23 protein-coding genes and 1 riboswitch are annotated in these 26,827 nt (G+C 60.3%); of the genes, 7 read left to right on the forward strand and 16 right to left on the reverse strand.

Annotation, left to right across the window (positions count from 1 at the left end; genetic code table 11):
• Positions 1–133: 133 nt before the first annotated feature.
• The 9 genes from MO767_RS14085 to MO767_RS14125 all read right to left on the reverse strand — a co-directional run bounded on the left by MO767_RS14085 (position 134) and on the right by MO767_RS14125 (position 9,447).
• Positions 134–847, reverse strand: coding sequence for an ABC-type transport auxiliary lipoprotein family protein (locus tag MO767_RS14085; protein ID WP_282480993.1), 714 nt, complete (start codon positions 845–847; stop codon positions 134–136).
• Positions 848–1,023: 176 nt separating this feature from the next.
• Positions 1,024–3,291 carry a DNA topoisomerase IV subunit A gene (gene parC, locus MO767_RS14090; RefSeq protein ID WP_282480994.1) on the reverse strand — a complete coding sequence of 756 codons (2,268 nt, stop codon included), beginning with the start codon at positions 3,289–3,291 and terminating at the stop codon, positions 1,024–1,026.
• A 7-nt stretch (positions 3,292–3,298) separates the two neighbouring features.
• The gene (locus tag MO767_RS14095; protein ID WP_282480995.1) at positions 3,299–3,823 is read right to left on the reverse strand and encodes a TIGR02281 family clan AA aspartic protease; all 525 of its coding nucleotides are present in this window, start codon (positions 3,821–3,823) and stop codon (positions 3,299–3,301) included.
• On the reverse strand, positions 3,820–4,809 hold the full coding sequence (locus MO767_RS14100) for an esterase-like activity of phytase family protein (protein ID WP_282480996.1): 990 nt from the start codon (positions 4,807–4,809) through the stop codon (positions 3,820–3,822). The genes MO767_RS14095 and MO767_RS14100 overlap by 4 nt, the downstream gene beginning before the upstream one ends.
• Positions 4,809–6,713 carry a DNA topoisomerase IV subunit B gene (parE, locus tag MO767_RS14105; RefSeq protein WP_282480997.1) on the reverse strand — a complete coding sequence of 635 codons (1,905 nt, stop codon included), beginning with the start codon at positions 6,711–6,713 and terminating at the stop codon, positions 4,809–4,811. Before parE ends, MO767_RS14100 begins: the two co-directional genes overlap by 1 nt.
• Before the next feature lie 55 nt (positions 6,714–6,768).
• A complete protein-coding gene (locus MO767_RS14110) occupies positions 6,769–7,377 on the reverse strand; it encodes a YqiA/YcfP family alpha/beta fold hydrolase (RefSeq protein ID WP_282480998.1) in 609 nt (202 codons plus the stop codon).
• Between the two features lie 88 nt (positions 7,378–7,465).
• Positions 7,466–8,281, reverse strand: coding sequence for a 3',5'-cyclic-AMP phosphodiesterase (gene cpdA, locus MO767_RS14115; protein WP_282480999.1), 816 nt, complete (start codon positions 8,279–8,281; stop codon positions 7,466–7,468).
• A 105-nt stretch (positions 8,282–8,386) separates the two neighbouring features.
• The gene (locus MO767_RS14120) at positions 8,387–8,839 is read right to left on the reverse strand and encodes a DUF1249 domain-containing protein (RefSeq protein WP_008153350.1); all 453 of its coding nucleotides are present in this window, start codon (positions 8,837–8,839) and stop codon (positions 8,387–8,389) included.
• Positions 8,830–9,447 (reverse strand): NUDIX domain-containing protein, encoded by a 618-nt coding sequence (locus tag MO767_RS14125; RefSeq protein WP_149630063.1) that lies wholly within the window; start codon positions 9,445–9,447, stop codon positions 8,830–8,832. Before MO767_RS14125 ends, MO767_RS14120 begins: the two co-directional genes overlap by 10 nt.
• 228 nt (positions 9,448–9,675) lie before the next feature.
• On the opposite strand from MO767_RS14125, the gene MO767_RS14130 reads away from it, so the two are divergent.
• Positions 9,676–10,422: an RsiV family protein gene (locus MO767_RS14130; RefSeq protein ID WP_282481000.1), complete on the forward strand. Its 747-nt coding sequence runs from the start codon at positions 9,676–9,678 to the stop codon at positions 10,420–10,422.
• On the opposite strand, the gene cytX is transcribed toward MO767_RS14130, so the two are convergent.
• Together cytX and thiC are read right to left on the reverse strand one after the other, a co-directional pair.
• Positions 10,391–11,683 (reverse strand): putative hydroxymethylpyrimidine transporter CytX, encoded by a 1,293-nt coding sequence (gene cytX / locus MO767_RS14135; RefSeq protein ID WP_282481001.1) that lies wholly within the window; start codon positions 11,681–11,683, stop codon positions 10,391–10,393. The genes MO767_RS14130 and cytX overlap by 32 nt on opposite strands.
• A gap of 166 nt (positions 11,684–11,849) precedes the next feature.
• The gene (gene thiC / locus MO767_RS14140; protein ID WP_282481002.1) at positions 11,850–13,739 is read right to left on the reverse strand and encodes a phosphomethylpyrimidine synthase ThiC; all 1,890 of its coding nucleotides are present in this window, start codon (positions 13,737–13,739) and stop codon (positions 11,850–11,852) included.
• A gap of 163 nt (positions 13,740–13,902) precedes the next feature.
• Positions 13,903–14,008, reverse strand: a riboswitch (TPP riboswitch).
• 192 nt (positions 14,009–14,200) lie between these two features.
• Here thiC and MO767_RS14145 point away from each other — a divergent pair.
• On the forward strand, positions 14,201–15,634 hold the full coding sequence (locus tag MO767_RS14145) for a TolC family outer membrane protein (RefSeq protein WP_282481003.1): 1,434 nt from the start codon (positions 14,201–14,203) through the stop codon (positions 15,632–15,634).
• A gap of 99 nt (positions 15,635–15,733) precedes the next feature.
• Here the strand turns inward: MO767_RS14145 and waaA are convergent, their stop codons facing one another.
• Both waaA and MO767_RS14155 read right to left on the reverse strand, forming a co-directional pair.
• Positions 15,734–17,011, reverse strand: coding sequence for a lipid IV(A) 3-deoxy-D-manno-octulosonic acid transferase (gene waaA / locus MO767_RS14150; RefSeq protein ID WP_282481004.1), 1,278 nt, complete (start codon positions 17,009–17,011; stop codon positions 15,734–15,736).
• Between the two features lie 11 nt (positions 17,012–17,022).
• A complete protein-coding gene (locus tag MO767_RS14155) occupies positions 17,023–17,925 on the reverse strand; it encodes a LysR family transcriptional regulator (protein ID WP_282481005.1) in 903 nt (300 codons plus the stop codon).
• Positions 17,926–18,028: 103 nt separating this feature from the next.
• Here MO767_RS14155 and MO767_RS14160 point away from each other — a divergent pair, with 103 nt between their 5' ends.
• The 4 genes from MO767_RS14160 (at position 18,029) to MO767_RS14175 (ending at position 21,458) form a co-directional block, all read left to right on the forward strand.
• Complete coding sequence (locus MO767_RS14160) at positions 18,029–18,361, forward strand: multidrug efflux SMR transporter (RefSeq protein ID WP_008146221.1); 333 nt, start codon at positions 18,029–18,031, stop codon at positions 18,359–18,361.
• A 111-nt stretch (positions 18,362–18,472) separates the two neighbouring features.
• Entirely contained in the window at positions 18,473–19,648 is a 1,176-nt protein-coding gene (locus MO767_RS14165) for an FAD-dependent oxidoreductase (RefSeq protein WP_282481006.1), read from the forward strand.
• Positions 19,645–20,457 (forward strand): aldo/keto reductase, encoded by an 813-nt coding sequence (locus MO767_RS14170; protein WP_282481007.1) that lies wholly within the window; start codon positions 19,645–19,647, stop codon positions 20,455–20,457. The genes MO767_RS14165 and MO767_RS14170 overlap by 4 nt, the downstream gene beginning before the upstream one ends.
• Before the next feature lie 32 nt (positions 20,458–20,489).
• A complete protein-coding gene (locus MO767_RS14175; protein ID WP_282481008.1) occupies positions 20,490–21,458 on the forward strand; it encodes a metal ABC transporter ATPase in 969 nt (322 codons plus the stop codon).
• An 84-nt stretch (positions 21,459–21,542) separates the two neighbouring features.
• On the opposite strand, the gene hldE is transcribed toward MO767_RS14175, so the two are convergent.
• Entirely contained in the window at positions 21,543–22,967 is a 1,425-nt protein-coding gene (gene hldE, locus MO767_RS14180) for a bifunctional D-glycero-beta-D-manno-heptose-7-phosphate kinase/D-glycero-beta-D-manno-heptose 1-phosphate adenylyltransferase HldE (RefSeq protein ID WP_282481009.1), read from the reverse strand.
• A gap of 123 nt (positions 22,968–23,090) precedes the next feature.
• Positions 23,091–24,893: a lipid A export permease/ATP-binding protein MsbA gene (gene msbA, locus MO767_RS14185; RefSeq protein ID WP_282481010.1), complete on the reverse strand. Its 1,803-nt coding sequence runs from the start codon at positions 24,891–24,893 to the stop codon at positions 23,091–23,093.
• Positions 24,894–25,008: 115 nt separating this feature from the next.
• On the opposite strand from msbA, the gene MO767_RS14190 reads away from it, so the two are divergent.
• Positions 25,009–25,650: a toluene tolerance protein gene (locus MO767_RS14190; protein WP_282481011.1), complete on the forward strand. Its 642-nt coding sequence runs from the start codon at positions 25,009–25,011 to the stop codon at positions 25,648–25,650.
• Positions 25,651–25,692: 42 nt separating this feature from the next.
• Here MO767_RS14190 and MO767_RS14195 read toward each other — a convergent pair whose 3' ends face one another.
• A complete protein-coding gene (locus MO767_RS14195; protein WP_282481012.1) occupies positions 25,693–26,820 on the reverse strand; it encodes an O-antigen ligase domain-containing protein in 1,128 nt (375 codons plus the stop codon).
• Positions 26,821–26,827: the final 7 nt, after the last annotated feature.

Raw genomic sequence — 26,827 nt, forward strand, 5'->3', positions numbered from 1 at the left:
GTTGTCTGGACGGTCGCGGTCAATGTGGGAGCGAGCTTGCTCGCGATGAGGCCAGGACAGACAGCAGAGATCTCCAACCTGCAGAAACAACAAAGCCCGCACATGGCGGGCTTTGCTTTGGATTAATCCAGGCTTAGAACCTGAACACTTCCATATCCGTACGAATCGGCGAAGCCATCGGGATCTTCGGTTGCTTATCCTGTTCTGCCGCAGGCGCCACAGGCTTGGCTGCAGGCTTTTTTGGCGCTTCAGCAATCGGAGGCTGATTAGCCAGCGGCTTGAGCGCCACCGACAACTGGTCGGCCAGACGCTGCAGCAATACACCCTGAGCCTGTACCTGAGCCGCCGTGCCACCGGCATGCTGTTCCTGCAGGTGAACGATGCGGTTATCACGAACCTGGCCACGACGGTCGATCAGACGCCATTGCGCATCAAGGATCGCCGGTTGCGCCTCACCCGAGTCCAGTCGAGTAATCGTCAGAAGAACCTGCACATCCGGCGTGAAGCCCACTGTCGCTGGCGCCAGCACCACGCGCTGGCTGTCCAGATGACCGGCGACCTGACGCAGCAACAGCTGATCGATATCCGACGACAGGCTACCCGCCCAACGACCATCAGCCGAAGCTTGCAGGCTGCCATCCGGCTGTCGCTGCAACAACGTTTCGCGCTGCAGGTAGTCAGCGACCGTTACCGGACCCAGCAATACAGCCATTCCCGCGCTTTGCGCAGGCTGAGCCGGACTTCCGCTGTCCAGCTGATACAGCGACACCGGTTGGTGTACGCTGCAACCCGCCAGGCCAAGAACGCCAGCGAGCATCAAAATAAAAGGAAGGCGCAGAGCAGTCATCGTCCCATCCAGGTGGTTGCCACAAGGCTCGCCACAGTGAAAATACTCAATAAATATGAAGAACGCTCGGCCACGCCGGCGCTTGAAAGGCCATATCATCCGTGAATATGCGTTCCGACTCCAGCGCCAAAGCGTCGATCTACGCGTTAAATCGTAGATCGAGCGCTCTAGGACGCTTAGTTGAGGTTTTCGACGAGCAGCGCATCTACCCTCTGAAAGCCACGTGGCAATTTGTTACCACGACGTCCACGCTCACCTTTGTAGTGTTCGAGGTCGTCTGCTTTCAGTGACAAGGTACGTTTTCCGGCCTGCAACACCAATGTGGCGCCATCCGGCAATACGGCGATGTCCGTGACATATTCTTCGCGGCTGGCGACACGCTCACCGGAGATCCCGATGATCTTGTTGCCTTTGCCCTTACCTAATTGTGGCAGATCGCTGATTTTGAAGATCAGCAGCCGACCTTCGGTGGTCACCGAGGCCAGCCAGTTGTTCTCGCGATCAGCCACCGGGCGCGGAAGTATGACCTTCGAGTTGTTCGGCAAGCTCAGCAAGGCTTTACCCGCCTTGTTCTTGGCCTGGAAGTCTTCACCCTTGACCACGAAACCGTAACCGGCGTCAGAGGCGATCACGTACAGCGAATCGTCTTCCGGCATCAGCACGCATTCGAAGCTCGCCCCTGGCGGCGGCGTCAGACGACCGGTCAGGGGTTCGCCCTGACCACGGGCCGATGGCAGCGTGTGCGCGGCCACCGAATAGCTGCGACCGGTGGAATCGATAAACACCGCAAACTGGTTGGAGCGACCGGGCGCCAAGGCCTTGAAACCATCCCCCGCCTTGTAGGAAAGCCCGGTGGCGTCGATTTCGTGCCCCTTGGCAGAGCGAACCCAGCCTTTTTCCGACAGAACGACGGTCACTTTCTCATTCGGCAGCAGATCGTGCTCGGTCAGGGCCTTGGCTTCTGCGCGCTCGACGATTGGCGAGCGGCGGTCGTCGCCGTAAGTTTCGGCGTCCTTGATCAGCTCGGTGCGTACCAGTTTTTTCAGCTTGGTTTCGCTGCCCAGCAGGGCTTGCAGCTTGGCCTGTTCCTTGAGCAGTTCATCCTGCTCGGCACGCAGCTTCATTTCTTCCAGTCGCGCCAACTGACGCAAACGGGTGTCGAGGATGTAGTCGGCCTGGATTTCGCTCAGGGCGAAACGCTCAATCAGCGCGGCTTTCGGGTGTTCCTCGGTGCGGATGATGTGAATCACTTCATCCAGGTTGAGGTAGGCAATCAACAAACCGTCCAACAGGTGCAGGCGACGCTCGACCTTGTCGAGGCGGAATTGCAGGCGACGACGCACGGTGTTGACGCGGAACTCAAGCCATTCCACCAGCAGCGCACGCAGATTTTTCAGCTGCGGCTTGCCGTCGAGGCCGATGATGTTGATGTTGACCCGGTAGCTCGACTCCAGCTCGGTGCTGGCGAACAGGTGTGTCATTAACGCATCGTGGTCAAAGTTTTTGCGTGCGCCCGGAATGATCACGATCCGGCACGGGTTTTCGTGGTCGGATTCGTCTCGCAGGTCAGCGATCTGCGGGGCTTTGGACGGTTTGGCCTGCATCATGGCCGCGATCTGCTCCAGCACCTTGGCGCCGGAGACCTGATGCGGCAGCGCGGTGACGATGATGTCGCCGTCTTCGATGTGGTAGACGGCGCGCATGCGCACCGAGCCCTTGCCGGTTTCGTAGATTTTCAGCAGATCGGCACGCGGCGTGATGATTTCCGCTTCGGTCGGGTAATCCGGGCCCTGAATGTGTTCGCAGAGCTGTTCGACCGTGGCCTTGGGCTCATCGAGCAAACGCACGCACGCTGTTGCGACTTCGCGCAGGTTGTGCGGCGGCACGTCGGTGGCCATGCCCACGGCGATGCCGGTGGTGCCGTTGAGCAGGATGTTCGGCAAACGCGCCGGCAACACCAGCGGCTCGTCGAGCGTACCGTCGAAGTTCGGGCCCCAGTCCGCAGTGCCCTGCCCCAGTTCGCTGAGCAGCACTTCGGAATAACGCGACAGCCGCGCCTCGGTGTAACGCATGGCGGCGAAGGACTTGGGATCATCCGGCGCACCCCAGTTACCCTGGCCGTCGACCAGCGTGTAGCGGTAACTGAACGGCTGGGCCATCAGGACCATGGCTTCGTAGCAGGCCGAGTCGCCGTGCGGGTGGAACTTGCCGAGCACGTCACCGACGGTACGCGCCGACTTCTTGTGCTTGGAATCGGCGTCCAGCCCCAACTCGCTCATCGCGTAGATGATGCGCCGCTGTACCGGTTTCAGGCCGTCGCCGATATGCGGCAAGGCACGGTCCATGATCACGTACATGGAGTAGTTGAGGTAGGCATTTTCGGTGAAGTCAGCCAGTGACCGGCGTTCTACACCGTCCAGGCTGAGATCAAGGGAGTCGCTCATGCGGGCCTCATTGGTTCGTTGTCTGGCGCAGCAGCATGGTGCCACCGCGCTGGGTAAATTCAAGTTTGTTCAGCGCGCTCATACCGAGCAGCACTTGCTTGCCATCCAGGCCTGGCACGACGAGGGCGCGCACATCACGCAGCACAATGTCGCCCAGTTGCAGCCGGTCGACGCGGGTTCGGTAACCCTGGGTGCGACCGTTGGCTGTGCTCAGGGTCACCCCAGAGCCTTTTTCCAGTTTTAGCCGTTCGGCCATTTCCGCCGGGATCGACACGTCGGTCGCCCCGGTATCGAGCATGAAATCCACCGGCTGGCCGTTGATCTGGCCGCTGGCGACGAAGTGACCCTGTGTGTTGCTGGCCAGTTTCACTTCGATAAAACCTTCGCCCTGCTCAGAGCTGACGACGGTGTTGGGGTTCTGCTGACGCGCCTCCCACTGACCGAAAAAACGCGTCGCCAGAAACAGCGCCGCGCACCAGGCCAGCACCATCAACACTCGACCGGCGCGCTTGCCCGGCGGCTGCTGACTCACGGCTTGGCACTCCAGCCACCTTCAGGTGCGGCAAAGCGCCAGACGATCGGACGCTCCTCGCCATCGGCGCGGGCATCGTTGTTGTTGTCGGTGCCAATCCACGCGCCCTCGGCGTCAACAATCAACGCTTCGGTCAGGCCGTAAGGGTTTGAATAGCGGCGATGCGCCTGCAAGGCTTCATCGGCAAACGACCAGCAGCGCTCGACCTTGGCCGTCACCGGATCACGGCGGCAGATCTGGTAAGCGTTGCGCTCAAGGGTAAACAGCTTGCCGTTGAACAGCGACAGGTCGGCAAAGTCTCGGGACACGGCTTTGGCTCGGGGAAACTGCACCGGCTGCATTTCTTTCCCGGCTTCGCTCAGCAACACACAGCCACCCTCGCAATCCCATACCGTTTGTTTGCGCTTGATCAGCAACAATCCACGGCTTTGACGCTCGGCGGCGAGCCACAATTGATCACCCGCCGGATTGATCGCCAGGCCCTCGAACAGCGCATTGAAGTGCAGCAGCATGCCGCTGGCCCGGGCTTCGCGAATCAGAATCGGCGAGATCTTCAGCCAGGACGATGGCCCAACGGGCGGCACTTGCAGAATCGCGGCATGGGATTCGCTGACGATGTAGCGATTACCGGCGCTGTCGCAGGTGATGCCTTCAAAATCCAGATCCCCGCCACGGACAAAAGACGCCACCCAGGTTCGCGAACGCAAACCCCAAGGCAAACCGCTGTCTGGCACCGGTGGCACGCCGATGCCCACGGCTTCGGCTTGCCATACCCTGTCGCGGGTATCGAGCCGGTAAATCTGATCGTCGTCGCGATCCGACACCGTCCACAGATCCTTGCCGCACTGGGCCAACCCTGACAGGTTGCCGCCGCGCATGCCGTCAACGGGATGCTCGGATAACAGGCGCAGTTCCGGCACCGGTTCGGCAAACACCGAAACCGAGGTCAGAAGTAACGCACACGCCAGGGCAAAGCCAACCCGCATCAGCCAAGAACCTCGGCCAGGTTGCCTTTGGATTCCAGCCAGGACTTGCGGTCACCGGCACGTTTTTTCGCCAGCAGCATGTCCATCATTTCCGAGGTCGCTTCAAAATCGTCCAGCGTCAGCTGCACCAGACGCCGAGTGTTCGGGTCCATGGTGGTTTCGCGCAGCTGCGGCGGGTTCATTTCACCCAGACCTTTGAATCGTGTGACCTGCGGCTTGCCGCGTTTCTTCTCCGCCACCAGACGATCGAGGATGCCATCGCGCTCGGCCTCGTCCAGGGCGTAGTAAATCTCTTTGCCCAGGTCGATACGGTACAGCGGCGGCATCGCGACGTAGACGTGACCGGCATCCACCAACGGGCGGAAATGCTGGACGAACAACGCGCACAGCAACGTGGCGATGTGCAGACCGTCGGAGTCGGCGTCGGCGAGAATGCAGATCTTGCCGTAACGCAGCTGAGCGATGTCCGCCGAGCCCGGATCGACACCGATGGCCACGGCGATGTTGTGCACTTCCTGGCTGGCCAGCACTTCGCTGCCGTCGACTTCCCAGGTGTTCAGAATCTTGCCGCGCAACGGCAGGATCGCTTGAAATTCTTTGTCTCGCGCTTGCTTGGCGGAACCGCCGGCGGAATCACCTTCCACCAGGAACAGCTCGGAACGCATCGGGTCCTGCCCGGCGCAGTCGGCGAGTTTGCCCGGCAGTGCCGGCCCGGCGGTGATGCGTTTGCGCTCGACCTTTTTGCTGGCCTTGAGGCGACGGCCGGCGTTGTTGATCGCCAGTTCCGCCAACAGCATGCCGGTTTCCGGGTTAGCGTTGAGCCACAGGCTGAAGGCATCCTTGACCACACCGGAAACGAATGCAGCCGCTTCACGGGACGACAGGCGCTCTTTGGTCTGGCCGGAGAATTGCGGCTCTTGCATCTTCATCGACAGCACGAAAGCAATGCGTTCCCAGACGTCTTCCGGCGCCAGCTTCACGCCGCGTGGCAGCAGGCTGCGGAACTCGCAAAACTCGCGCATCGCGTCGAGCAAGCCCTGACGCAGACCGTTGACGTGGGTACCGCCCTGCGCCGTCGGGATCAGGTTGACGTAGCTTTCCTGAACGCTGTCGCCACCTTCCGGCAACCACAGCAGGGCCCAATCGACCGCTTCTTTGTTACCGGCCAGGCTGCCGCAGAACGGCTCGTCCGGCAGGCGTTCGAACTCGTTGACCGCGTCGACCAGGTAGGAACGCAGGCCGTCTTCGTAATGCCACTCGACTTTCTCTCCGGTGGCCTTGTCTTCAAAACTGACCAGCAGCCCCGGGCACAGAACGGCCTTGGCCTTGAGCACGTGCTTGAGGCGGCTGATGGAGAATTTCGGCGAATCGAAGTATTTCGGGTCCGGCGCGAAGAATACGCTGGTACCCGTATTGCGCTTGCCGACGGTACCAATGATTTCCAGCTCGGTTTTCTTGTAACCGTCTGCGAAAGTCATCTGGTATTCGTTGCCGTCACGCTTGACGCGCACCCGGACTTCGTTCGACAAGGCGTTGACCACGGAAATACCCACCCCGTGCAGACCGCCGGAGAACTGGTAGTTCTTGTTGGAAAACTTGCCGCCCGCATGGAGTTTGGTGAGGATCAGCTCGACGCCCGACACGCCTTCTTCGGCGTGGATATCCACCGGCATGCCGCGGCCGTCATCGCTGACTTCCAGGGAGTGATCGGCGTGCAGGATGACCTGCACCGAGGTCGCGTGCCCGGCCAAGGCTTCATCGACGCTGTTGTCGATGACTTCCTGGGCAAGGTGGTTCGGCCGACTGGTGTCGGTGTACATGCCGGGGCGTTTACGCACCGGGTCGAGGCCCGAGAGGACTTCGATGGCGTCTGCGTTATAAGAGCTAGCGCTGGGAGTGGCCATGGGGTCTCGTCGTCCGCCTGTAAAAAGAGTGTTCATTGAAAATAGGGGCGAGGACTCACAGTGCAGTGAAATCGATCGCCTGATACAAATCTGCGCCAATACCGGCAAAACTCAGCATTGCCGGAAGTTGCGTGGCAAAACCCTGGAAACTATGGTCGCCGCCGGCCTGGATGCGCAAGGCACAGGCCCGGTAGTACTGCTGGGCGAGGCGATAGTCCAGCGTTTCGTCGCCGGTCTGCAACCACACCTGATACCGCTGCGGGTCCTGGGGCGCCGGCACTTCCAGCTCGGCCAGGGCCGTCACGTGGTCGTGGGTCAACTCCCAGGCCTCATCGGTATACAGGTTTTTCTGAATCCCCAGATACCCGTCGAACATCCGGTGCGGGCTGACGGCGGGGTTGATCAACAGGGCCTTGAGGCCATGGCGCTCGGCCAAGTGAGTCGCATAGTAGCCGCCGAGTGAGCTGCCGACCAGCAGTGGCCGCCCAAGCTCCTCAATCGCCTTGTGTAGCTGACCGATGGCCTCACGCGGATGGTGATGCAAGGCCGGGACGCGCAATTGATCGCTCAAGCCCAGACGTTCCATTACTTGTACCAACTGCGTGGCCTTTTTAGACGAAGGCGCGCTGTTGAAACCGTGGATATAAAGGATCGAACCAGACATTTGAGCTCCCTGTGCGTCGGTAAAGAAGGCGCAGTTTACTGTAGGAGCTGTCGAGTGCAACGGAATGGGGACATCCGCAGGGGTAGTGTCAGTAGCCGTTAGAGCCGTAGTCGACCTGAAAGTCGAAGCCGGTAACGCGTTCCACGCCGGTTTCAATCTGGCCATCCGGCAAAAGTCGCAACCAGCGATACCCCGGCGCCTGGTCACTGACCTTGAAATCATCACTGCCCGGTTCGAACTGAATACACGTCGAAGGCGAGGCAATCAGCCGCACACCCTTGCGAACCTGGTCGATCTCTTGATGCACATGCCCCCATAAAACTGCACGCACCTGCGGAAAACGATCCAGCACTGCAAACAAAGCGTCTGGATTGCGCAATCCAATCGGCTCCATCCACGCACAGCCTATCGACACCGGATGATGGTGAAAGCACACCAGATGATGGCGCTCCGGCGCCTCACTCAACGAACGGGCCAGCAACTGTAGCTGCTCATCTTGCAAATACCCCGGCACCGAACCCGGTACGGCCGAATCGAGCAACGTGACGCGCCAGTTACCGACATCCACCACCGGCTCCAGCAACGCGCTTTGCACGGCAGCTTCGGCCATGATCCGCGGCTCATCATGATTACCGGGAATCCAGCGCGCCGGCGCATCGAGCTGCCGCGTCAGGTCGCGAAACAGCTCATAGGACTCCAGCGTCCCGTCCTGAGAAAGATCGCCACTGGCAATAATCAGGTCGATCTGCGGCTGCTGCAGCCGCACCAGCTCGATGACTTTTTGCAGGCTGTCCCGAGTATTCATGCCCAACAACGTCCCGTCCGTCTCGGCAAACAGATGACTGTCGGAAAGTTGCACCAGCAACGCAGAATCGGCGGTGGTTAAAGTGGATACGCTCGGCAAGGCGTTCTCCCAGGGCTGAATCACGGGATTGGATGAGTGCCGCAATTATGCTGGGGGATGATCAAAAGGGGAAACCTGTGAACCTGACGCAGTTCACATCTACCGCTACCGCACAACCGCGTACTCGTGTCCGCAGGCCAGGCAATGGCTCAGCCATTCACCCAAGAACATATTCAGCTGGGCCTTTTCGTCCGGCTGATGCATTGAGGCATTCGGGTAAGGATAGATGCCGCGAAAGCGTCGTGCATGTTCGGCGCTGACGACTTCGGCCATGCACGCGTCGTGATAGACCTGAACTTCCAGTTGCGGCACCGGCAGCCACGGCAGGCTATGTTCCTGGCGCACTTGCAGGGTTGTGGTGTACGGACAGACCTGCAGCACTTCGAGGGCCAGTACGCCGAGCATCTGATCGCCGTGGGTCACCGCAATGCGCCGCGCCTCAGGCTCGTTGCGCATGTCCGGCAGCAGTCGCATCAGGCGCGCGTAGTTGGCCTCGCAGGAGGCTTGCAGCCCCACGAGGTCGACCCGATAGCGATCGCGCAGTTTGTTTACGACCATAACCCCCTCACTTCAGCGCGGTTCAAAGCTAACCATTGCAAGGCAATGATGCTGGCCGCGTTGGCAATTCGTCCGTCGCGTACGGCCTGTAGGGCATCTTCGAACGCCCAGACCGTGACGCGGATATCTTCTGCCTCTTCCTCCAGCCCATGCAAGCCGCCGACGCCGGTGCTGTCGCAACGTCCCAGGTACAAGTGCACAAATTCATTGCTGCCGCCCGGCGATGGAAAGTATTTGGTCATCGGCCAGAGCGCCCCGAACACAAGCCCAGCTTCCTCCTGCGCTTCGCGGTGAGCAACTTCTTCCGGCACTTCATCTTTGTCGATCAGACCGGCGACCAGTTCGATCAGCCATGGATTGTCAGTCTTGCCCATGGCGCCGACGCGAAACTGCTCGATCAACACCACTTCGTCACGCTGCGGATCGTACGGCAGCACGCACACCGCATCGTGGCGAACAAACACTTCACGATTGATCTCGCGGCTCATGCCACCGGCAAACAATTCGTGGCGCAAGTGCACACGATCGAGCTTGTAGAAGCCCTCGTAGCACCTTTCGCGCCGGACGATATCAACGGCGGTCGGAATGGCGTTGGCAAAATCAGTCATGACAATCCTCTTTACTGCAAATCCGTTACGAGGCTCCTTTTTGTTACTTGCAACCTCGACTTCGCGCCATCCTAACGCGCCCGCGACCTTTGATGCAGCCCCTTTCCAGTCAGCGGGATAGACGGTGAGGGTGAAACCAACTCTAATTAGCTTAGTGGCGAACTGACTGCTTAGTTGAGAGTCGAAGCGGATAACTTTTTGCCTTTCCCTGTTTTATGAAGGACGCCCATGTCGCTTTTTAAAATCGCCTCCATGGCCGCAATCGCCCTGACCCTGGGCGCCTGCCAGAGTTTGTTCCAACCCAACTACCGGACGCCGCTGGAAACCACCCGCGACGCTTCCGAACAGCTGAAACCGGGTTGCACAACCCCTGATTGCCCGCTGGTGAACATCGATACGCTGCGCTTCCCGGCCGAACCACAGCTGGACGGCATTATCGAAAAACGCCTGCTGCAAATGACCCGCACCTCGCCCGATGCCCCGGTAGCGCCGACGCTGGCAGCGTATCGCGAGCAGTTTTTGAGCAGTGCCGGCCCGCGCTACAGCAGTTACCTGCAAGCCAAGGTACGTGAGCAGCATGACGGCTTGGTGATCGTTGAATTTTCCAGCTACCTGGACACCGGCGGCGACCATGGCACGCCGGGCCGCAGCTTCATCAACTATTCGCGCCAGCAGCACAAAGTGCTGACGCTGTCGGATATTGTGGTGCCGGGGCAGGAAGAGGCGTTCTGGAAAGCCGCGCAGGTGGCGCACAACAGTTGGCTGATCAGCACCAAGCTCGATCAGGAGCCGGAGTTTGTGAAGAGCTGGCCCTTCGTCAAAACCCAGAACGTGGCGCTGACGTACGGCGGGGTGATCCTCAAGTACGAAGTGAGCACCATCGCGCCTTACGCGCTGGGTCACGTCGAACTGAAGATCCCTTACCCACGCCTGAACGGCATTATCAAGCCCGAGCTGTTTCCTGGCCGTAACTGAAGGCCCGACCCAGTACGAGTTGCAGCAGCCCTGCCAGAATCAGTGATGGCAGGGTTGCGCCGATGTCCGGATACAGATTAGCCAGCAAATGATAGGTGCTCACCCCGCCCAACCAGGCGAGCAACGCCGGCCAGCGCAATGCGGCTGACGCCACGCGAGCACTGCGTTTGCGCAAGATGAAGTGATCCACCAGCACCACGCCAAACAGCGGCGCAAACACCGAACCGATCAACAGCAGGAAGTTCTGGTACTGGGCCAACGGCGCCAGACACGCGATCAGCGTGCAGATCACGCCAATCGCCAGCGCAAGATGCTCAACTTTCAAGCGCAGCAAAATCCCGCTGGAAACGGCTGCCGAGTGAATGTCGGCGAATGCATTTTCCGACTCGTCCAACAGGATCAGCAGCAGCGGAATCCCGAGGCCGGCACCCGCCAATGCCAACAGCAAGGCATTCACTTCACCGCTCGGCGCAAACGCCAAGGTGTAGGCCACGCCCAGGCTCATCAGCCAGAAGTTACCGATGAAGAAACCCACCGCTGTACCGCCGAACACGTTTTTCGCACGCTTGCCGAAACGCGAGTAGTCGGCAATCAGCGGCAGCCAGGACAGCGGCATAGCAATCGCAATGTCGAAGCCCACGGCGAACGGCATCGAACCATCACCGGCCTGCGCCCACAACGCCGCCAGATCGGCTTTGGCGAACAGGTTCCAGGTCAGCCAGATGCACGCGGCGAGCAGCAACCAGATGCCCCACTTGCGCAGGATCTGACGAACGAATGTCAGCGGACCACTGACGGCCAGCAAGGTCGCCAAACCACCAAAGAACACGGTCCACAGCAGCGGATTGGACAGCAGGCTGCCTTCGCTGAACGCCCGCGCGCCGAGCAGGCTGGCGGCATCACGCATGACGATGATTTCGAACGAGCCCCAACCGATCAATTGCAGCAGGTTCAATACAGCCGGCAGGCTCGCGCCTTTTGCACCGAGGCTGAGTTTGAGCGCGGCCATCGATGACAGGCCGGTGTCGCTGCCGATTACGCCGACCGCGGCCAGCAACAGAACACCGACCAGCGTGCCGAGGAAAATTGCCAGCAGCGAGCCGGACAGGCCCAGACCGGGCGCGAGCAGAGCGCCGGTCTGCAGGACCATCAGGCCAATGCCAAGGGAAAACCACAGGGAAAACAGATCGCGGCCGCCGAAGACACGTTTGTCTGTGGGCACCGCGATATCAGGGGAATAAGTGCTGGGTTGAATGCTCAAGGGTGTTATCTCAGAGGGACATTTGTTGTTCTTTTGATCGCCATCGTCGGATCGCCGCCCGGAGCAAGCTCGCTCCCACAGGGGACTTGCAGCGCTCACAAATCCCTTGTGGGAGCGAGCTTGCTCGCGATGGCGGCGGTGCAAGCACCGCCGACCTCAGGTCAGATCAAACCTTCTTGTACAGCTGACTGCCTTCCTGTTTGAACCGCTCGGCCTGGTCCGCCAATCCCTGGGCGACTTCGGCGTCGACGGTTTCGATGCGCTGGTTGGCCGCGTATTCGCGGACTTCCTGAGTGATCTTCATCGAACAGAATTTAGGCCCGCACATGGAGCAAAAGTGCGCGACCTTGGCCGAATCCTTCGGCAGGGTCTCATCGTGATACGAACGAGCAGTGTCCGGATCGAGGCCCAGGTTGAACTGGTCTTCCCAACGGAATTCGAAGCGCGCCTTGCTCAAGGCATTGTCGCGGATCTGCGCGCCCGGATGCCCCTTTGCCAGATCGGCGGCATGCGCGGCGATCTTGTAGGTGATGATCCCGGTCTTCACGTCATCCTTGTTCGGCAGACCCAAGTGCTCCTTCGGCGTCACGTAGCAGAGCATCGCGCAACCGAACCAGCCGATCATCGCCGCACCGATACCCGAGGTGATGTGGTCGTAGCCGGGCGCGATGTCAGTGGTCAGCGGGCCGAGGGTGTAGAACGGCGCCTCGTCGCAGCATTCCAACTGCTTGTCCATGTTCTCTTTGATCAACTGCATCGGCACATGGCCCGGGCCTTCGATCATGCACTGCACGTCGTGCTTCCACGCGATCTTGGTCAGCTCGCCGAGGGTTTCCAGCTCACCGAACTGCGCCGCGTCGTTGGCGTCGGCAATCGAGCCCGGACGCAGGCCATCGCCCAGCGAGAAGCTGACGTCGTAGGCCTTCATGATTTCGCAGATGTCTTCGAAATGGGTGTAGAGGAAGTTCTCTTTGTGGTGCGCCAGGCACCACTTGGCCATGATCGAACCGCCACGGGACACAATACCGGTCACGCGCTTGGCGGTCAGCGGCACGTAGCGCAGCAGCACGCCGGCGTGGATGGTGAAGTAATCGACGCCCTGCTCGGCCTGCTCGATCAGCGTGTCGCGGAACAGCTCCCAGGTCAGGTCTTCGGCAGCGCCGCCGACTTTTTCCAGGGCCTGATAAATCGGCACCGTACCGATCGGCACCGGCGAGTTGCGGATGATCCATTCGCGGGTTTCGTGAATGTGTTTGCCGGTGGACAAGTCCATGACCGTGTCCGAACCCCAGCGAATGCCCCAGGTCAGTTTCGCCACTTCTTCTTCGATGGACGAACCCAAGGCGCTGTTGCCGATGTTGCCGTTGATCTTCACCAGGAAGTTACGGCCGATGATCATCGGTTCCAGTTCGGTGTGGTTGATGTTGGCCGGAATGATCGCGCGACCGCGGGCGATCTCTTCACGGACGAATTCGGGGGTGATGATTTTCGGCACGCTGGCACCGAAGCTATAGCCGGCGTGTTGCTGGTCCAGCAGGCCGGCGGCGCGCGCCACTTCAAGCTTCATGTTTTCGCGGATGGCGACGTATTCCATCTCGGCGGTGATGATGCCTTTGCGGGCGTAGTGCATCTGGCTGACGTTGGCACCGGCCTTGGCCCGGCGCGGGTTGTTCACGTGAGCGAAACGCAGCTTGGTCAGCTCCGCATCGGCGAGGCGTTCCTGGCCGAAGTTGGAACTCAGACCCGGCAGGCGCTCGGTGTCGCCACGGGATTCGATCCACGACGAACGCACATCGGCCAGGCCTTTGCGCACGTCGATGATGACGTTGGGGTCGGTGTACGGGCCCGAGGTGTCGTATACAACCACTGGCGCGTTGATCTCGCCGCCGAAGTCGGTCGGGGTCACGTCGAGGCTGACTTCGCGCATCGGCACGAGAATGTCAGGGCGGGAACCCTGGACATAAATTTTTTGCGAGCGGGTAAACGGCTGAACCGATTGCTGATCGACTTGGGCCGAATCACTCAGGTTCGTCGTATTTTTTAGTTTTATCGTCATCACGGGCTCTCCAAACACATCCAGGCAGTGGATTTTTGTCGGAGCGAACCTGTAATCGAATGGACGCACGGGCGCTGGGAAAACCAGCAGTGCTGTGCTCAGTGCTCGAGGGGTGTTCGATTGTCGAACAACATCCCGGACGAAGCACAAGAGGACTCGCCGGGTGACGAGAAATCTTGTTCCCTACGCAGGCGCTAACCTGATCAGGTTCAACGGGATCCGAAATTATTCGATCTCAGCCTCATAGCAAGGCACCCCGACAAGAACCCGGTCAGTCTAGACACAACTGGCAAAGAACGCCAACACCGCGGTAAACACCATGATGAATGGCGCAATTGCAGGATTGTTGCCGAACGTGGGCGCAACTACACTCGCCAAGCCATACCGCGCCTTGACGCTGTATGAGCCGCGCCGTAGCCTTGGCGCTCAAATTATCAGCGTAATTTTTTAGGGATGGCCTCATGCTGCGCAAACTCTCACTGGCCCTTGCCGTGTCTTGTGCGTCCAATGGAATGGCCTGGGCAGCAGAAGCGCCCTTATCGACCAAGAACGACCTGGTCAGCGTGTATCAGGAAGCGGTGGACAACAACGCCGATCTCGCTGCGGCCATCGCTCAATATGGCGCCCAGAAAGAAGTCGTGCCCCAGGCCCGCGCCGGGCTGCTGCCTAATCTCTCGGGCGGCGCTGAACTAGCCGCCGTGCGCACCGCGATTGATCAGCCATCGGCGACTGCCAACCGTAACGCCCATTCCTATCAAGCGACCCTGGCTCAACCGCTGTTCCGTGCTGATCGCTGGTTCCAGTTCCAGGCCGCCAAAGACGTTAACGAACAGGCTGCGTTGCAGCTCTCGGCAACCCAGCAAAACCTGATCCTGCAAACTGCCGTCAGCTACTTCAATGTCTTGCGTACCCAAGACAACCTGGCCTCGACCAAAGCCGAGGAAGCCGCGTTCAAACGCCAGCTCGATCAGTCCAACGAACGCTTCGATGTCGGTCTCTCGGACAAGACTGACGTGCTGCAATCGCAAGCCAGCTACGACACCGCTCGCGCCAACCGAATCGTCGCGCAGCGCCAGGTAGATGATGCGTTCGAAGCCCTGATCACCCTGACTAACCGTCAGTACAACTCGATCTGGGGCATTTCGCATACCTTGCCGATCCTGCCGCCAGCACCGAATGACGCCAAAGCCTGGGTCGATACGGCGGCGAAGCAAAACCTCAATCTGTTGGCCAGCAACTACGCCGTCAGCGCCGCCGAAGAAACACTCAAGCAGCGCAAGGCCGGCCATGCACCGACCCTCGACGCCGTGGCGAAGTACGAGAAAGGTGACAACGATGCCCTGGGCTTCAGCAACCCGAATGGCTTCTCCCAACCGTACGGTGGCAACGTCGAGCAAACGACAGTGGGCCTGCAACTGAATATCCCGATCTACAGCGGCGGCCTGATCAGTTCCCAGGTGCGCCAATCGTATGCACAACTCGACCAGTCCGAGCAGCAACGTGAAGCTCTGCGCCGGCAAATCGTCGAAAGCACCCGCAACCTGCACCGCGCGGTGAACACCGACGTCGAGCAGGTGCAGGCGCGCAAGCAGTCGATCATCTCCAACCAGAGTGCGGTGGAAGCGACCGAAATCGGTTATCAGGTGGGTACACGAAACATCGTCGACGTACTGGATGCCCAGCGTCAGCTGTACACCTCGGTGCGCGACTACAACAACACGCGCTACGACTACATCCTCGACAACCTGCGCTTGAAACAGGCCGCGGGCACGTTGAACCCGGGGGATTTGCAGGACCTGGCGCGTTACCTCAAGGCCGACTACAACCCGGATAAAGACTTCCTGCCGCCGGATCTGGCGAAGGCTGCGGCGGAGCAGCTCAAAGCCCGGCCTTAAAAGCAAAAGATCGCAGCGCTGTGACAGCTCCTACATTGGAATGCGTTTCCTTGTAGGAGCTGCCGCAGGCTGCGATCTTTTCGTTACGGGCGCCCCGGTCTATCGGTCGATCAACCGCCCCAACCCATCCAGCAACCGCTGCAACGCACCCTGATTGGTGCGCATCACTTTCAACCCCGCCTCTGCCATCCGCTGCGCATCTCGTGGCAACTCGAACAGCCGCTGCACCGCCAGCGCCAGACCTTCGGCATCCTCCACTTCCTGCAACGCTCCGGCACTGCGCAACTGCGCGGCGATTTCGAGGAAGTTAAACAGGTGCGGCCCACTCAACACCGGTTTGGCCAAAGCCGCCGGCTCCAGCAGGTTGTGCCCGCCGTTCGGCACCAGACTGCCGCCCACAAAAGCGCTGTCGGCCAAGGCATACAGAAACAGCAACTCACCCATGGTGTCGCCCACCAGCACTGAAGTCTGCGCGGTAACCGGGTCGCCAGTGGACCGACGGACCGTGGCGAAACCCTGCTGCCGACACAACTCGAACACCGGGTTGAAACGCTCTGGATGACGCGGCACCAGAATCAGCAACGCATCGGGATGATTGGCCAGTAACTGACGATGAGCCGCCAGCACTACCTCGTCTTCACCTTCGTGCGTACTGGCAGCAATCCACACCGGACGCTCCTGCGCCTGCCATTGCGCACGCAACTCGGCGGCACGCTGAAGCAGTGCCGGGTCGATGGTCAGATCAAACTTGATCGAGCCGGTCACTTCCACAGTTTGCGAACGCGCACCCAAATCGCGGAAGCGCTGGGCCTCGGCCTCGGTCTGCACCGCGAACAGGCTCATCTCGGCGAGCATCGGCTGGGTCAGCTTGCCGAAGCGGCCATAACCCTTGGCCGAACGTTCGGACAATCGAGCGTTGGCCAGGGCCACGGGAATCCCGCGCCTGGCGCACTGATGGATATGGTTCGGCCAGAGCTCGGTTTCCATGATCACCGCCAGTTTCGGCTGGACCCGATCAAGGAATCGCTTCGCTGCGCAAGGCAAGTCGTAAGGCAAATAGCAGTGCTGGATGCGCGGCTCATTGGCGAACAGCGCCTGGATGCGCTCCGACCCGGTCGGGGTCATGCAGGTCACGGTAATGGGCAGCTGTGGATAACGTTGCAGCAATGCGCGAATCATCGGCGCCGCGGCAATGCTTTCGCCCACCGACACCGCGTGCACCCAGATGCCGCCCGTTTTCATCACCGGCAGCCCGAGGGAGAAACGTTCGCCAATGCGCTTGGCGTACGCTGGCGCCTTGCGCGCCCGCAGCCAAAGCCGAATCGCTACCAGTGGCAGCCCCAGGTAAAACAGCGCGGTGTAGAGAGTTCTATTCATGGCGGCGGAGTTTATCGGCTTTTTTCACCGATCGCCTGCAAGTGCACGGCAAAACGTTCCGCCAGCCAACGAGCCGCCGGCCCCAGAGGTTCATCGCGGCGCCAGACCAACTCCACCACCAGCGCTGGCGGGGTCCATTCGCTGACCAGTTCGACCATCAAATCCTGATACGCCGGGTACTGCACCACGTGGCGCGGCAGCCAGGCCCAACCGAGGCCACGCACCAGCCATTCAGCCATCACGTAAAAACTGTCGGCCCGCCAGACTTGCGGGCTGGCCGGCTCACTCCCGGGATAGACACTCGACTGTGTGGACATCAGCAACTGTCGATGCTGCGCCAGTTGCTGGCAATCGACCCGGGGCTGTTTCGCCAGGGGATGGCCGACGCCACACACCGTGACCATTTCGACGCTGCCCAACACCCGCCGCTCGAGCGCTTCGGGAATCTGGTCGTGATAAAACAGCAACCCCAGGTCGGCCCGCCGCTCCACCAGTTTGCGCGCGACATCGCCTTGAGCGGCGCTGGTCAGCTGCACTTCAAGGCTGGGAAATTGTTGAGCCAGGGCTTCGAAGCTTTCGATGATCGGCTGATAGGGCATCGCCTCATCCTGAGCCACACGCAAACGCGCCTCCTGGCCACGCATCATGGCCAGCGCCCGACCGTTCAGGCGTTCGCACTGGCGCAACACTTCCCGCGCCTCATCCAGCAATGCGTTACCGGCCTCGGTGAGTTTCGGTTGGCGGCCGCTGCTGCGGTCGAACAGGCTGACGCCCAGGTCCTCTTCCAGCAGCGCAATCGAACTGCTGACCGCCGACTGCGCCTTGCGTTGATCCCGCGCTACCGCAGAAAACGAACGTTGCTCCGCTACGCTGACAAACAGCCGCAGCTGCTCCAGATTCCATTGTGTGTTCATGGCTCAACCCATCTTCAGAACAGATAGGTAATGACTTTACCGCATCTGGAGAATCTCTAAAATGCCGACCTCAGAAAGCAACACTTCACACGAGGATGCACCCATGACCGCTTACTACTACCTGGCCATTGCCATCTGCGCCGAAGTGATCGCCACCGTTTCGATGAAAGCGGTCAAAGGCTTCAGCACCCCACTGCCGCTGATTCTGGTTATTGTCGGTTACGGCATTGCCTTCTGGATGCTCACGCTGGTGGTGCGCAGCGTTCCGGTGGGCGTGGCTTACGCGGTGTGGGCCGGCATGGGGATCGTGATGGTCAGCGTTGCGGCACTGTTTATCTACGGGCAGAAGCTGGATGTGCCGGCGATGATGGGGATGGCGTTGATTGTGCTGGGTGTTGTCGTCATTCAGCTCTTCTCCAAGACTGCGGGGCATTAAGACCCGAAGCTCCACACACAAGGTTTTGCATTTGCCCTGTTGATCACCGACAAATCCCCTCTTCGTCGAGTCTGTATACTGCGCCCTCGTCTTGAACACTGAGGTCGCTGCATGCCATCCGTTATTTCCACCGACGTACTGATTGTCGGCGCTGGTGTCGCCGGCCTCTGGCTGAATGCGCGCCTGCGCCGCCAGGGTTTTTCGACCGTGCTGGTGGAAAGCGCCAGCCTCGGTGGCGGGCAAAGCGTGAAATCCCAGGGCATCATCCATGGCGGCGCCAAGTACGCACTGCATGGCGCCTTGACCGGCGCCTCGGAAGCCATCGCCGACATGCCTCGGCGCTGGCGTGAAGCCCTGGCCGGTGACGGCGAACTGGACCTGACCGGCGTGCGCCTGCTGTCCGAAGCCCATTACCTCTGGTCCCCCGGCACAATCGCAGGCAACCTCACCAGTTTCTTCGCCAGCAAGGCTGTGCGCGGCCGTGTCGATCAGGTCAAGGGCGAGCAATTGCCGCCCGCCCTGCAAGACAAGCGCTTCAAGGGCAAGGTCTATCGCCTGGCGGAGTTGGTGATCGACGTGCCGGGCCTGATCCAGCGCCTGGCCGATCTGGCGGGTGATGGCCTGCTCGCCGGTCAGAACATCGAACCGTTGCTGGAGGGTGGAAAACTGGCCGGCCTGAAGGTCGACGAGCGCGAGATTCGCGCCCAGCGCATCGTCTTGAGCGCCGGCGCCGGTACGGCAGCGCTGCTCGAAGCGCTGGGATTGAGTCAGCCCGCCATGCAAAGCCGGCCGTTGCACATGATCATCGCCAAAGGCCCGGGCCTCAAACCGCTGTATGCCCACTGCCTGGGCGGCGGCACCAAACCGCGCATTACCGTGACCACCCATCCGGCCGCCGATGGTCAATGGGTCTGGTATCTGGGCGGCGATATCGCTGAAGCCGAAGGTGTCGCCCGCGAACCCGCCGAGCAAATCGCCACCGCGCAGAAAGAACTCGGCCAGTTGCTGCCATGGATCGACCTGAGCACAGCGCAATGGGCCACCCTTCGAGTGGATCGCGCCGAGCCACTGCAATCGGGACTGACCCGTCCTGACAATGCATTCCTTGCCGAAGAAGGCCGGCTGCTGGTCGGTTGGCCAACCAAACTGGCGCTGGCTCCAGACTTTGCTGATCGCGTCATCGCGTCCTTGCAGCGCGACGGCATCCAGCCAAGCCATCCGGCGCCGCTGCCCGACCTGCCAAAACCGCCGATGGGCGTCTCTGCCTGGGAGCAACTGCTGCCATGAGCCAACCGACCTTGCACGACCTGCATCGCCCGCTGGGCAGCACCGGCCTGCTGGTTTCACCACTGGGCCTGGGCACCGTCAAACTCGGCCGTGACCAAGGCGTGAAATATCCCAACGGCTTTCAGATTCCCGATGATGACGAAGCGCGCATGCTGCTAAAACTCGCGCGCGACCTGGGCATCAACCTGATCGACACTGCCCCGGCCTATGGCCGCAGCGAAGAACGCCTCGGTCCGTTGATGCGAGGTCAGCGTCAGGGCTGGGTGATCGTCAGCAAGGTCGGCGAGGAGTTTGCCGACGGTCAGTCGAGCCACGACTTCAGCTCCGCCCACACCCGGCGTTCAGTGGAACGCAGCCTGCAACGGCTGGAAACGGACTTCATCGATCTGGTGCTGGTGCACTCCGACGGCAACGACCTGGCGATCCTCAATGACAGCGAGGTCTACGCAACCCTCGCGGCGCTGAAGAGCGAAGGCAAGATTCGCGGCTTCGGTTTTTCCGGCAAAACCGTCGAAGGCGGCTTGAAGGCTCTGGAACAAGGTGATTGCGCGATGGTCACCTACAATCTGAACGAGCAGAACGAGAAGCCGGTCATTGACTATGCTGCTGCTCACGGCAAAGCCATTCTGGTCAAAAAAGCCCTCGCCAGCGGTCATGTGTGCCTGAGCCCGGGCGTGGACCCTGTTCGCGCCAGCTTCGAGTTGTTGTTTGAACATCCGGGCGTTGCCAGTGCTATTGTCGGGACCATTAATCCGCTGCACCTCGCCCATAATGTCGCGACCGTTGCCCAGGTCCTACGTAGTAACTGATGCCGCCCATGCGGCCTTAAGCAGGAGCCGACATGCCGCGTACGCTCATAAGAAAGAACCCGAGCAACTTCAAGACCCTGCCGTTATTCGTCGAAGCGACTCCCGAAGGCCTGAGTTATCAAAGCGTCGGGATGCCTCTCAATTTCTCCCAGACGCTGCAACGTCGCCGTCCGGTGACGGTGGCCGACACACAGCGATTTTCGCTGGAGCTGGCCAACCTCGGGGTCTCGGTGCGCCTGACCCTGCATTGGCAGAACCGCGATTACTGGGTGTTAGTGCGTCAACGTCGGCAAGACCGTGGCGACGTGGTGCTCAAGCTGATCTCCGGCTACGTGCCCGCCCATGAGCTGAACCTGCCGCTGCACACGGCGATTCAGGAAATTGCCGAAGAGTGCCTGCTGGAAACCCCGGAAGGCTGGCTCGGCGGGCGTTTCAATGACACTTGGCTGCCGGCGCCCTACTCGTCCGCGCTGCATTATCGCGAAGCCCTGCCGTTTCGCCTGACGCCGCTGTCCGGTTCGGCGCGGCCGGTGCGTTGCGCCAAGATGCAGTTGATCGAACGCCCCCGGGCTTACGTGCATTTGCCGACGGCCTCGCTGCAATTGATCTATGACTTGCGCCTGGACGTGCCCAAGGAAGCCAAATCCCTGAGCCTGTTCCATGTCGACGAACGACTGGAAGGCGATCAACTGGTGGCCCGACTCGATCGAAAACGTCCCGACTTGTACTTGATGCCGCTGCAGGACGGCCAGCCGATGGCCGAGCTCTATACCTTGAAAAAGGATCAGCTGTACCCGGCGAGTACTCGCGGGTTGTTCCTGGCAGAGAGTTTTGCCCAGCAGGAAGGCTGGCTGGTGCGGGATGAGCGAATTCGCTGGAAGGATTGGGTGCGGCAGCAGGGCTTGAGCCCGCCGGGCAAAGATTCAGGTTTGGCGCGGTTGCGTGGGAAGGCGAAGCAATTGCTGAAGAAAATTGTGCCGCGTAAGAAAGTCAGCTCTTAAAAGCAAAAGATCGCAGCCTCATTTCACTCGACAGCTCCTACATTGAAATGCGATTCCCTGTAGGAGCTGCGATCTTTTATGACTTCACTCGGACTTGCGGATCTTCTCGACAATCGCGGTCGTCGAGCTGTTTTCCACCAGCCCCAACACTTTCACAGTGCCGCCGTAAGCGGTCACGATGTCCGCACCGACAACCTGCTCGATTCCGTAGTCCCCGCCCTTGACCAGCACATCCGGCTTGACCTCGCGCAGAAGGTTTTCCGGGGTGCCTTCAGCGAAGCTGATCACCCAATCCACCGCACCCAGACCTGCCAGTACGGCCATGCGACGGTCGACGCTGTTGATCGGACGACCCGGGCCTTTGAGGCGGCTGACCGACGCATCGTCATTGACCGCAACGATCAAGCGATCGCCCTGAGCTCGTGCCTGCTCAAGGTAGGTCACGTGGCCGGCGTGCAAAATGTCGAAGCAGCCGTTGGTGAAGACGATCTTCTCTTTGTGCGCACGCGCATCATCGACCGCCAGCAACAGCTGCTCAAGACCCAGCACACCGCGCTCCGAACCTTCTTCACGCTGGATGGCACGACGCAGTTCCGGTGCACTGATGGCTGCCGTACCCAATTTGCCAACCACAATACCCGCCGCCAGGTTGGCCAAGGCCACCGCGTGCGGCAGTTCTTCGCCAGCGGCAATAGCCGCCGCCAGGGTGGAAATCACCGTGTCGCCGGCACCGGTCACATCGAACACTTCACGGGCACGGGCCGGCAGGTGCAGCGCCGGATGATCCGGACGCAGCAGGGTCATGCCGTGTTCGCCGCGGGTCACCAGCAATGCGCCGAGGTCGAGGTCGTGCATCAACTGCGCACCCTTGTTCGCCAGCTCGTGCTCATCGGCGCAACCGCCGACGATGGTTTCGAATTCGCTGAGGTTCGGGGTGATCAGGCTCGCACCCCGATAGATCGAGAAATCCTTGCCCTTGGGATCGGCCAGCACCGGAATGCCACGGGCACGGGCCGCCTGGATCAGCATCTGATGGTTTTTCAACGCGCCTTTGCCGTAGTCGGACAGCACCAGCACCTTGATGCCTTCGAGCAATTCGTCGACTTGCTCGCCCAACGCCAACGCGTCGGTAGCGAAAGGTTCTTCGAAGTCGATACGCAGCAGTTGCTGGTGACGGCTCATGACCCGCAGCTTGACGATGGTCGGCTGGTGCGCGATGCGCTGGAACAACGCCCGTACGCCTGCACCTTCGAGGCTATTGGCCAGGCTGTCGGCGGCTTCATCGTCGCCGGTCACGCCGACCAGCGAGGCCGGGGCGCCGAGGGCGGCAATGTTCAACGCAACGTTGGCGGCACCGCCCGGGCGGTCCTCGATTTGCTCGACCTTGACTACCGGTACCGGCGCCTCAGGGGAAATCCGTGAGGTACCACCATGCCAGTAACGGTCGAGCATGACATCGCCGACCACCAAGACAGGGGCTTGATCGAATCGCGGCATGGACAACTTCATGGAGCAACCCACATACAAAATGAACAGGGGCGCGATATTAACACAGGGTTGGCGTGGGCTTGCGCATGGCATTAATGAGAGGATTTTTTGCGGCCGCCACCCCTCGGTGGCGGCCAGCGGGGGTCAGGCGATACCCGCAGTAACCGGCTCGTCCAGGCCCATCGCATGCAAGCGCGAGTAGTAGCCGTTTTGCGCCAGCAGTTGAGCGTGGGTGCCGCGCTCGACGATTTCGCCATGGTCCATGACCAGGATCAGATCGGCTTTCTCGATGGTCGACAACCGGTGAGCAATCACCAGTGTGGTGCGACCTTTCATGACCTGATCCAGTGCCGCCTGAATATGCCGCTCGGACTCGGTGTCGAGAGCCGACGTTGCCTCGTCGAGAATCAGCAACGGTGCATTCTTCAACAAGGCCCGGGCAATCGCCAGGCGCTGACGCTGGCCACCGGACAGCAACACGCCGTTTTCCCCGACCTGGGTGTCCAGGCCCTGCGGCATCTCCGTGATGAAGTCCATCGCGTATGCATCCGTGGCGGCCTTTTCGATGTCGGCACGTGGTGCGCCGGCCAGGTCACCGTAAGCGATGTTGTTGGCGATGGTGTCGTTGAACAGGGTCACATGCTGCGTCACCTGCGCCACGTGCCGACGCAGATTGCGCAGACGATAGTCTTCGATTTCCACGTCATCGAGCATGATTTCGCCGGTTTCGTGGTGATAGAAACGCGGAATCAGGCTGGCCAGGGTCGACTTGCCGCTACCCGAGCGACCGACCAGGGCGATCATTTGCCCCGGCGCTGCCGTGAAGCTGATGTTCTTCAGCACTTCACGCTCGGTCCCTGGATAGGTGAAGCTCAGGTTGCGCACTTCCAGGTGACCGCTGACGCGATCGCGCTCGACGGTACCCTGGTCAATCTCTGGCTCGACGTCCAGTTGCTCGAAAATGCTCTCGGCACCGGCAACGCCTTTCTGGATTGTCGAGCTGACTTCCGACAGCTGCCGAATCGGCTTGGGCAACAGGCCCGCCGCGGTGATGTAGGCCACCAGGTCACCGGCGGTGGCATCACCGCGCAGGAACAGCACCAGAAACATCAGCACCGCCATGGCGGTATAGATCACCAATTGCAGCATGGGCGTGTAGACCGCACCGGTCTTGGTCATGCGCAGTTGCTTGTCGGTGTTGCCCTGGCTGGCTTCGGCGAAACGACGCTCTTCATAGCTCTCGCCGCCGAAGCTGCGCACTACGCGATAACCCTGGATGGTTTCGGAGGCCACGTGAGTCACGTCGCCCATCGCCACCTGGATTTTCTTGCTCTGCTTGCGGAATTTTTTGCTGGTGCTGCTCACCATAATCGCGATGATTGGCAGGATCGCCAGCATCACCAGGGTCAGTTTCCAGTTCATCCACAACAGGTAAGCAAACAGGAACACCACGGTCAGGCCTTCACGAATGACCACTTTGATGGCGTCCGTGGCAGCACCGGTGACCATGGTCACGTTGAAGGTGATGCGCGAAATCAGGTGCCCGGAGTTATGGGTATCGAAATAACGGTTGGGCAATACCAGCAACTTGTTGAACAGCTCCACACGCAAGTCGTGAACCAGCCCCAACGATACTTTGGCCAGGTAATAGTTACCCAGGAAAGACCCCAGACCTTGCCAGGCGGCGATCAGAATGATCAGCAGCGGCACGGCCATCAGCAACTGCAAGTCTTGCAGATAGGGGACAGTCGGGAAGAGCACCGCTTCGGGGTTGCTCAGGCCATCGACGAAGTATTTGAGAATCCCTGCGAGCATTGGCTGCGTCGAGGCAAAAATCACGAAGCCGACGATACTGATGGCAAACATGCCCCAGTACGGGCGCACATACGACAGCAGGCGCAGGTAAATCTTCAAGCTCGACGGCGCAGGCGAATCAGGGCTGGTCATGAGAACCCGTTGTATGAGAAAAGAGCCCGCGAGTGTAACACAGGCCATTTTAGTCTCTGAGCTGCGGTAACATGGCCGGCTATCCATGCCTCACGGCACCCAACCCGGAGTATTGATGCAAGCGCTTGATCACACCCGATATCTCGCCCTGCGCGAGGGAGCACAAGTCCTTGAAGCGGATGGTTCGGGGGACAAGGTTTTGCGGTTGACGGACGGTTCAATACTCAAACTGTTTCGCCGCAAACGCCTGCTGACGTCGGCCGCGTGGTACCCGTACGCCAAACGCTTTGCCGACAACTGCGATGCGTTGCGTGAACGGCACATCCCCTGCCCGTCGATTCGTCAGGTTTACCGTATTGCGAGTATCGAGCGCGATGCCGTGCACTACGACCCACTGCCGGGCCAGACCCTGCGTCAGCTGCTGGACATCCAGGGCGATGCCGATCCGTTGCGCGGTCAATTGGGGGTCTTCATGGCCACTTTGCATGAGCGAGGGATTTATTTTCGCTCGGCACACTTGGGCAACATCGTGCTCACACCTGAGCATCAGTTGGGCCTGATCGACATTGCCGACATGCGAGTGTATCGCCGTCCGTTGCGCAAGACCCTGCGGCTGCGCAACTTCAAGCATATGGTGCGCTACCCGCAAGATCGGCAATGGTTGCTCGACGGTCGCGGCGAAGTCTTCATGCAGAATTATGCCAAGACCCAGAGCATCTGCTCCCCGGAGGAGCTGAGCGTCGCCCTGCAAAAATGATCTGATGGCCTTCGCCCCCGGGGAGGAGGCGAAGGTCAGGCATTACGCCAGCGCGGGTTGCCGCGCCCTCAGTACGCGAGACAGGATCATCGCGGCGGGCAGCAGCACCAGTGGCCACAACTCGTCAGGGTTACCAATCAGCAAACTGCCATCGAAGTTCAGCATCACCAGCGCACACGCCAGGTACATACCCCACACGTCGCGTAGACGCCAGGCCTGCCAAAGGGAGGCGGCCATCAGCGCTACGAACAACACCAGCGCGACCCCGCCGCTGTACAGTCCCAGCGCTACGAAAATGTTGTGCGGATGCTGAATCGGCATCCAGCCATCGAGTACCTGGGCGGTGTGAAAGCCGATGCCGCAGCCCAATACCCAGCCGCAGTTGCGCCACTCGCCGACCATGATATGGAAAATCTCGATGCGGTATGAATCACCTCGGTTCCAGAGAGACTGGTACCAGGCTTCGTTGTGCACCGCCAGGAACACCAGGCCTAAAACGATTGCGCAAATTACCACCGCACTGCCTACCAGCCGCGGCTTGTGGTAAATGCCGTAAAGCACCCAGAGACCAAACAGGAACACAGCCCCCACAAACGCAGTACGCGTCTGCAGGACGAAGGCTACCGCGAACACCGACAAAACGATGGCCAGGCCAGCCTCGATGTACTTTCGCGTCCTGAGCCAGATTGGCAGCGCCAGCGCCAACGAACAGAACAGCCAAATGCTGGCGTAGATGACGTTCTCCAGGCGTGCCGGAAGCAGGGCCACCCGGCTGCCGACGGCAAATTCACCGGTTGCCCAACCGTAGAGCGCGCTGCTGAAGATGTACAACGTCAGAATCCAGAACTGAGCGCGGACAAACGCCGCACTGCGGAAGAACTGCGGATCGGTGAAGGCACCGACCACCATGACGAACATCAGTACATAGAAGACGTGTTTGTAGAACTGCATCTGCCCTGCAATCGTCGCAGGCACCAGAAACCATAGAATGAACGCCAGCCAACCCCACGCCAGCGGCTCCTTGAGCAAGCCTGCACCGCGCTCCTTGATCAGGAAGACCAGCCCTGGCAATGCCATCAGGGCGTAGAACAGGTTGTTGGTCCACTTCGACGACCAGCCCACCACAAAGCTCAAAAGAAACAGACAGAGCACCGTTCCGAAATACGCCATGGTGTTC

Origin of the sequence: Pseudomonas sp. UYIF39 (assembly GCF_029963765.1) — a bacterium.
Lineage (GTDB): Bacteria > Pseudomonadota > Gammaproteobacteria > Pseudomonadales > Pseudomonadaceae > Aquipseudomonas.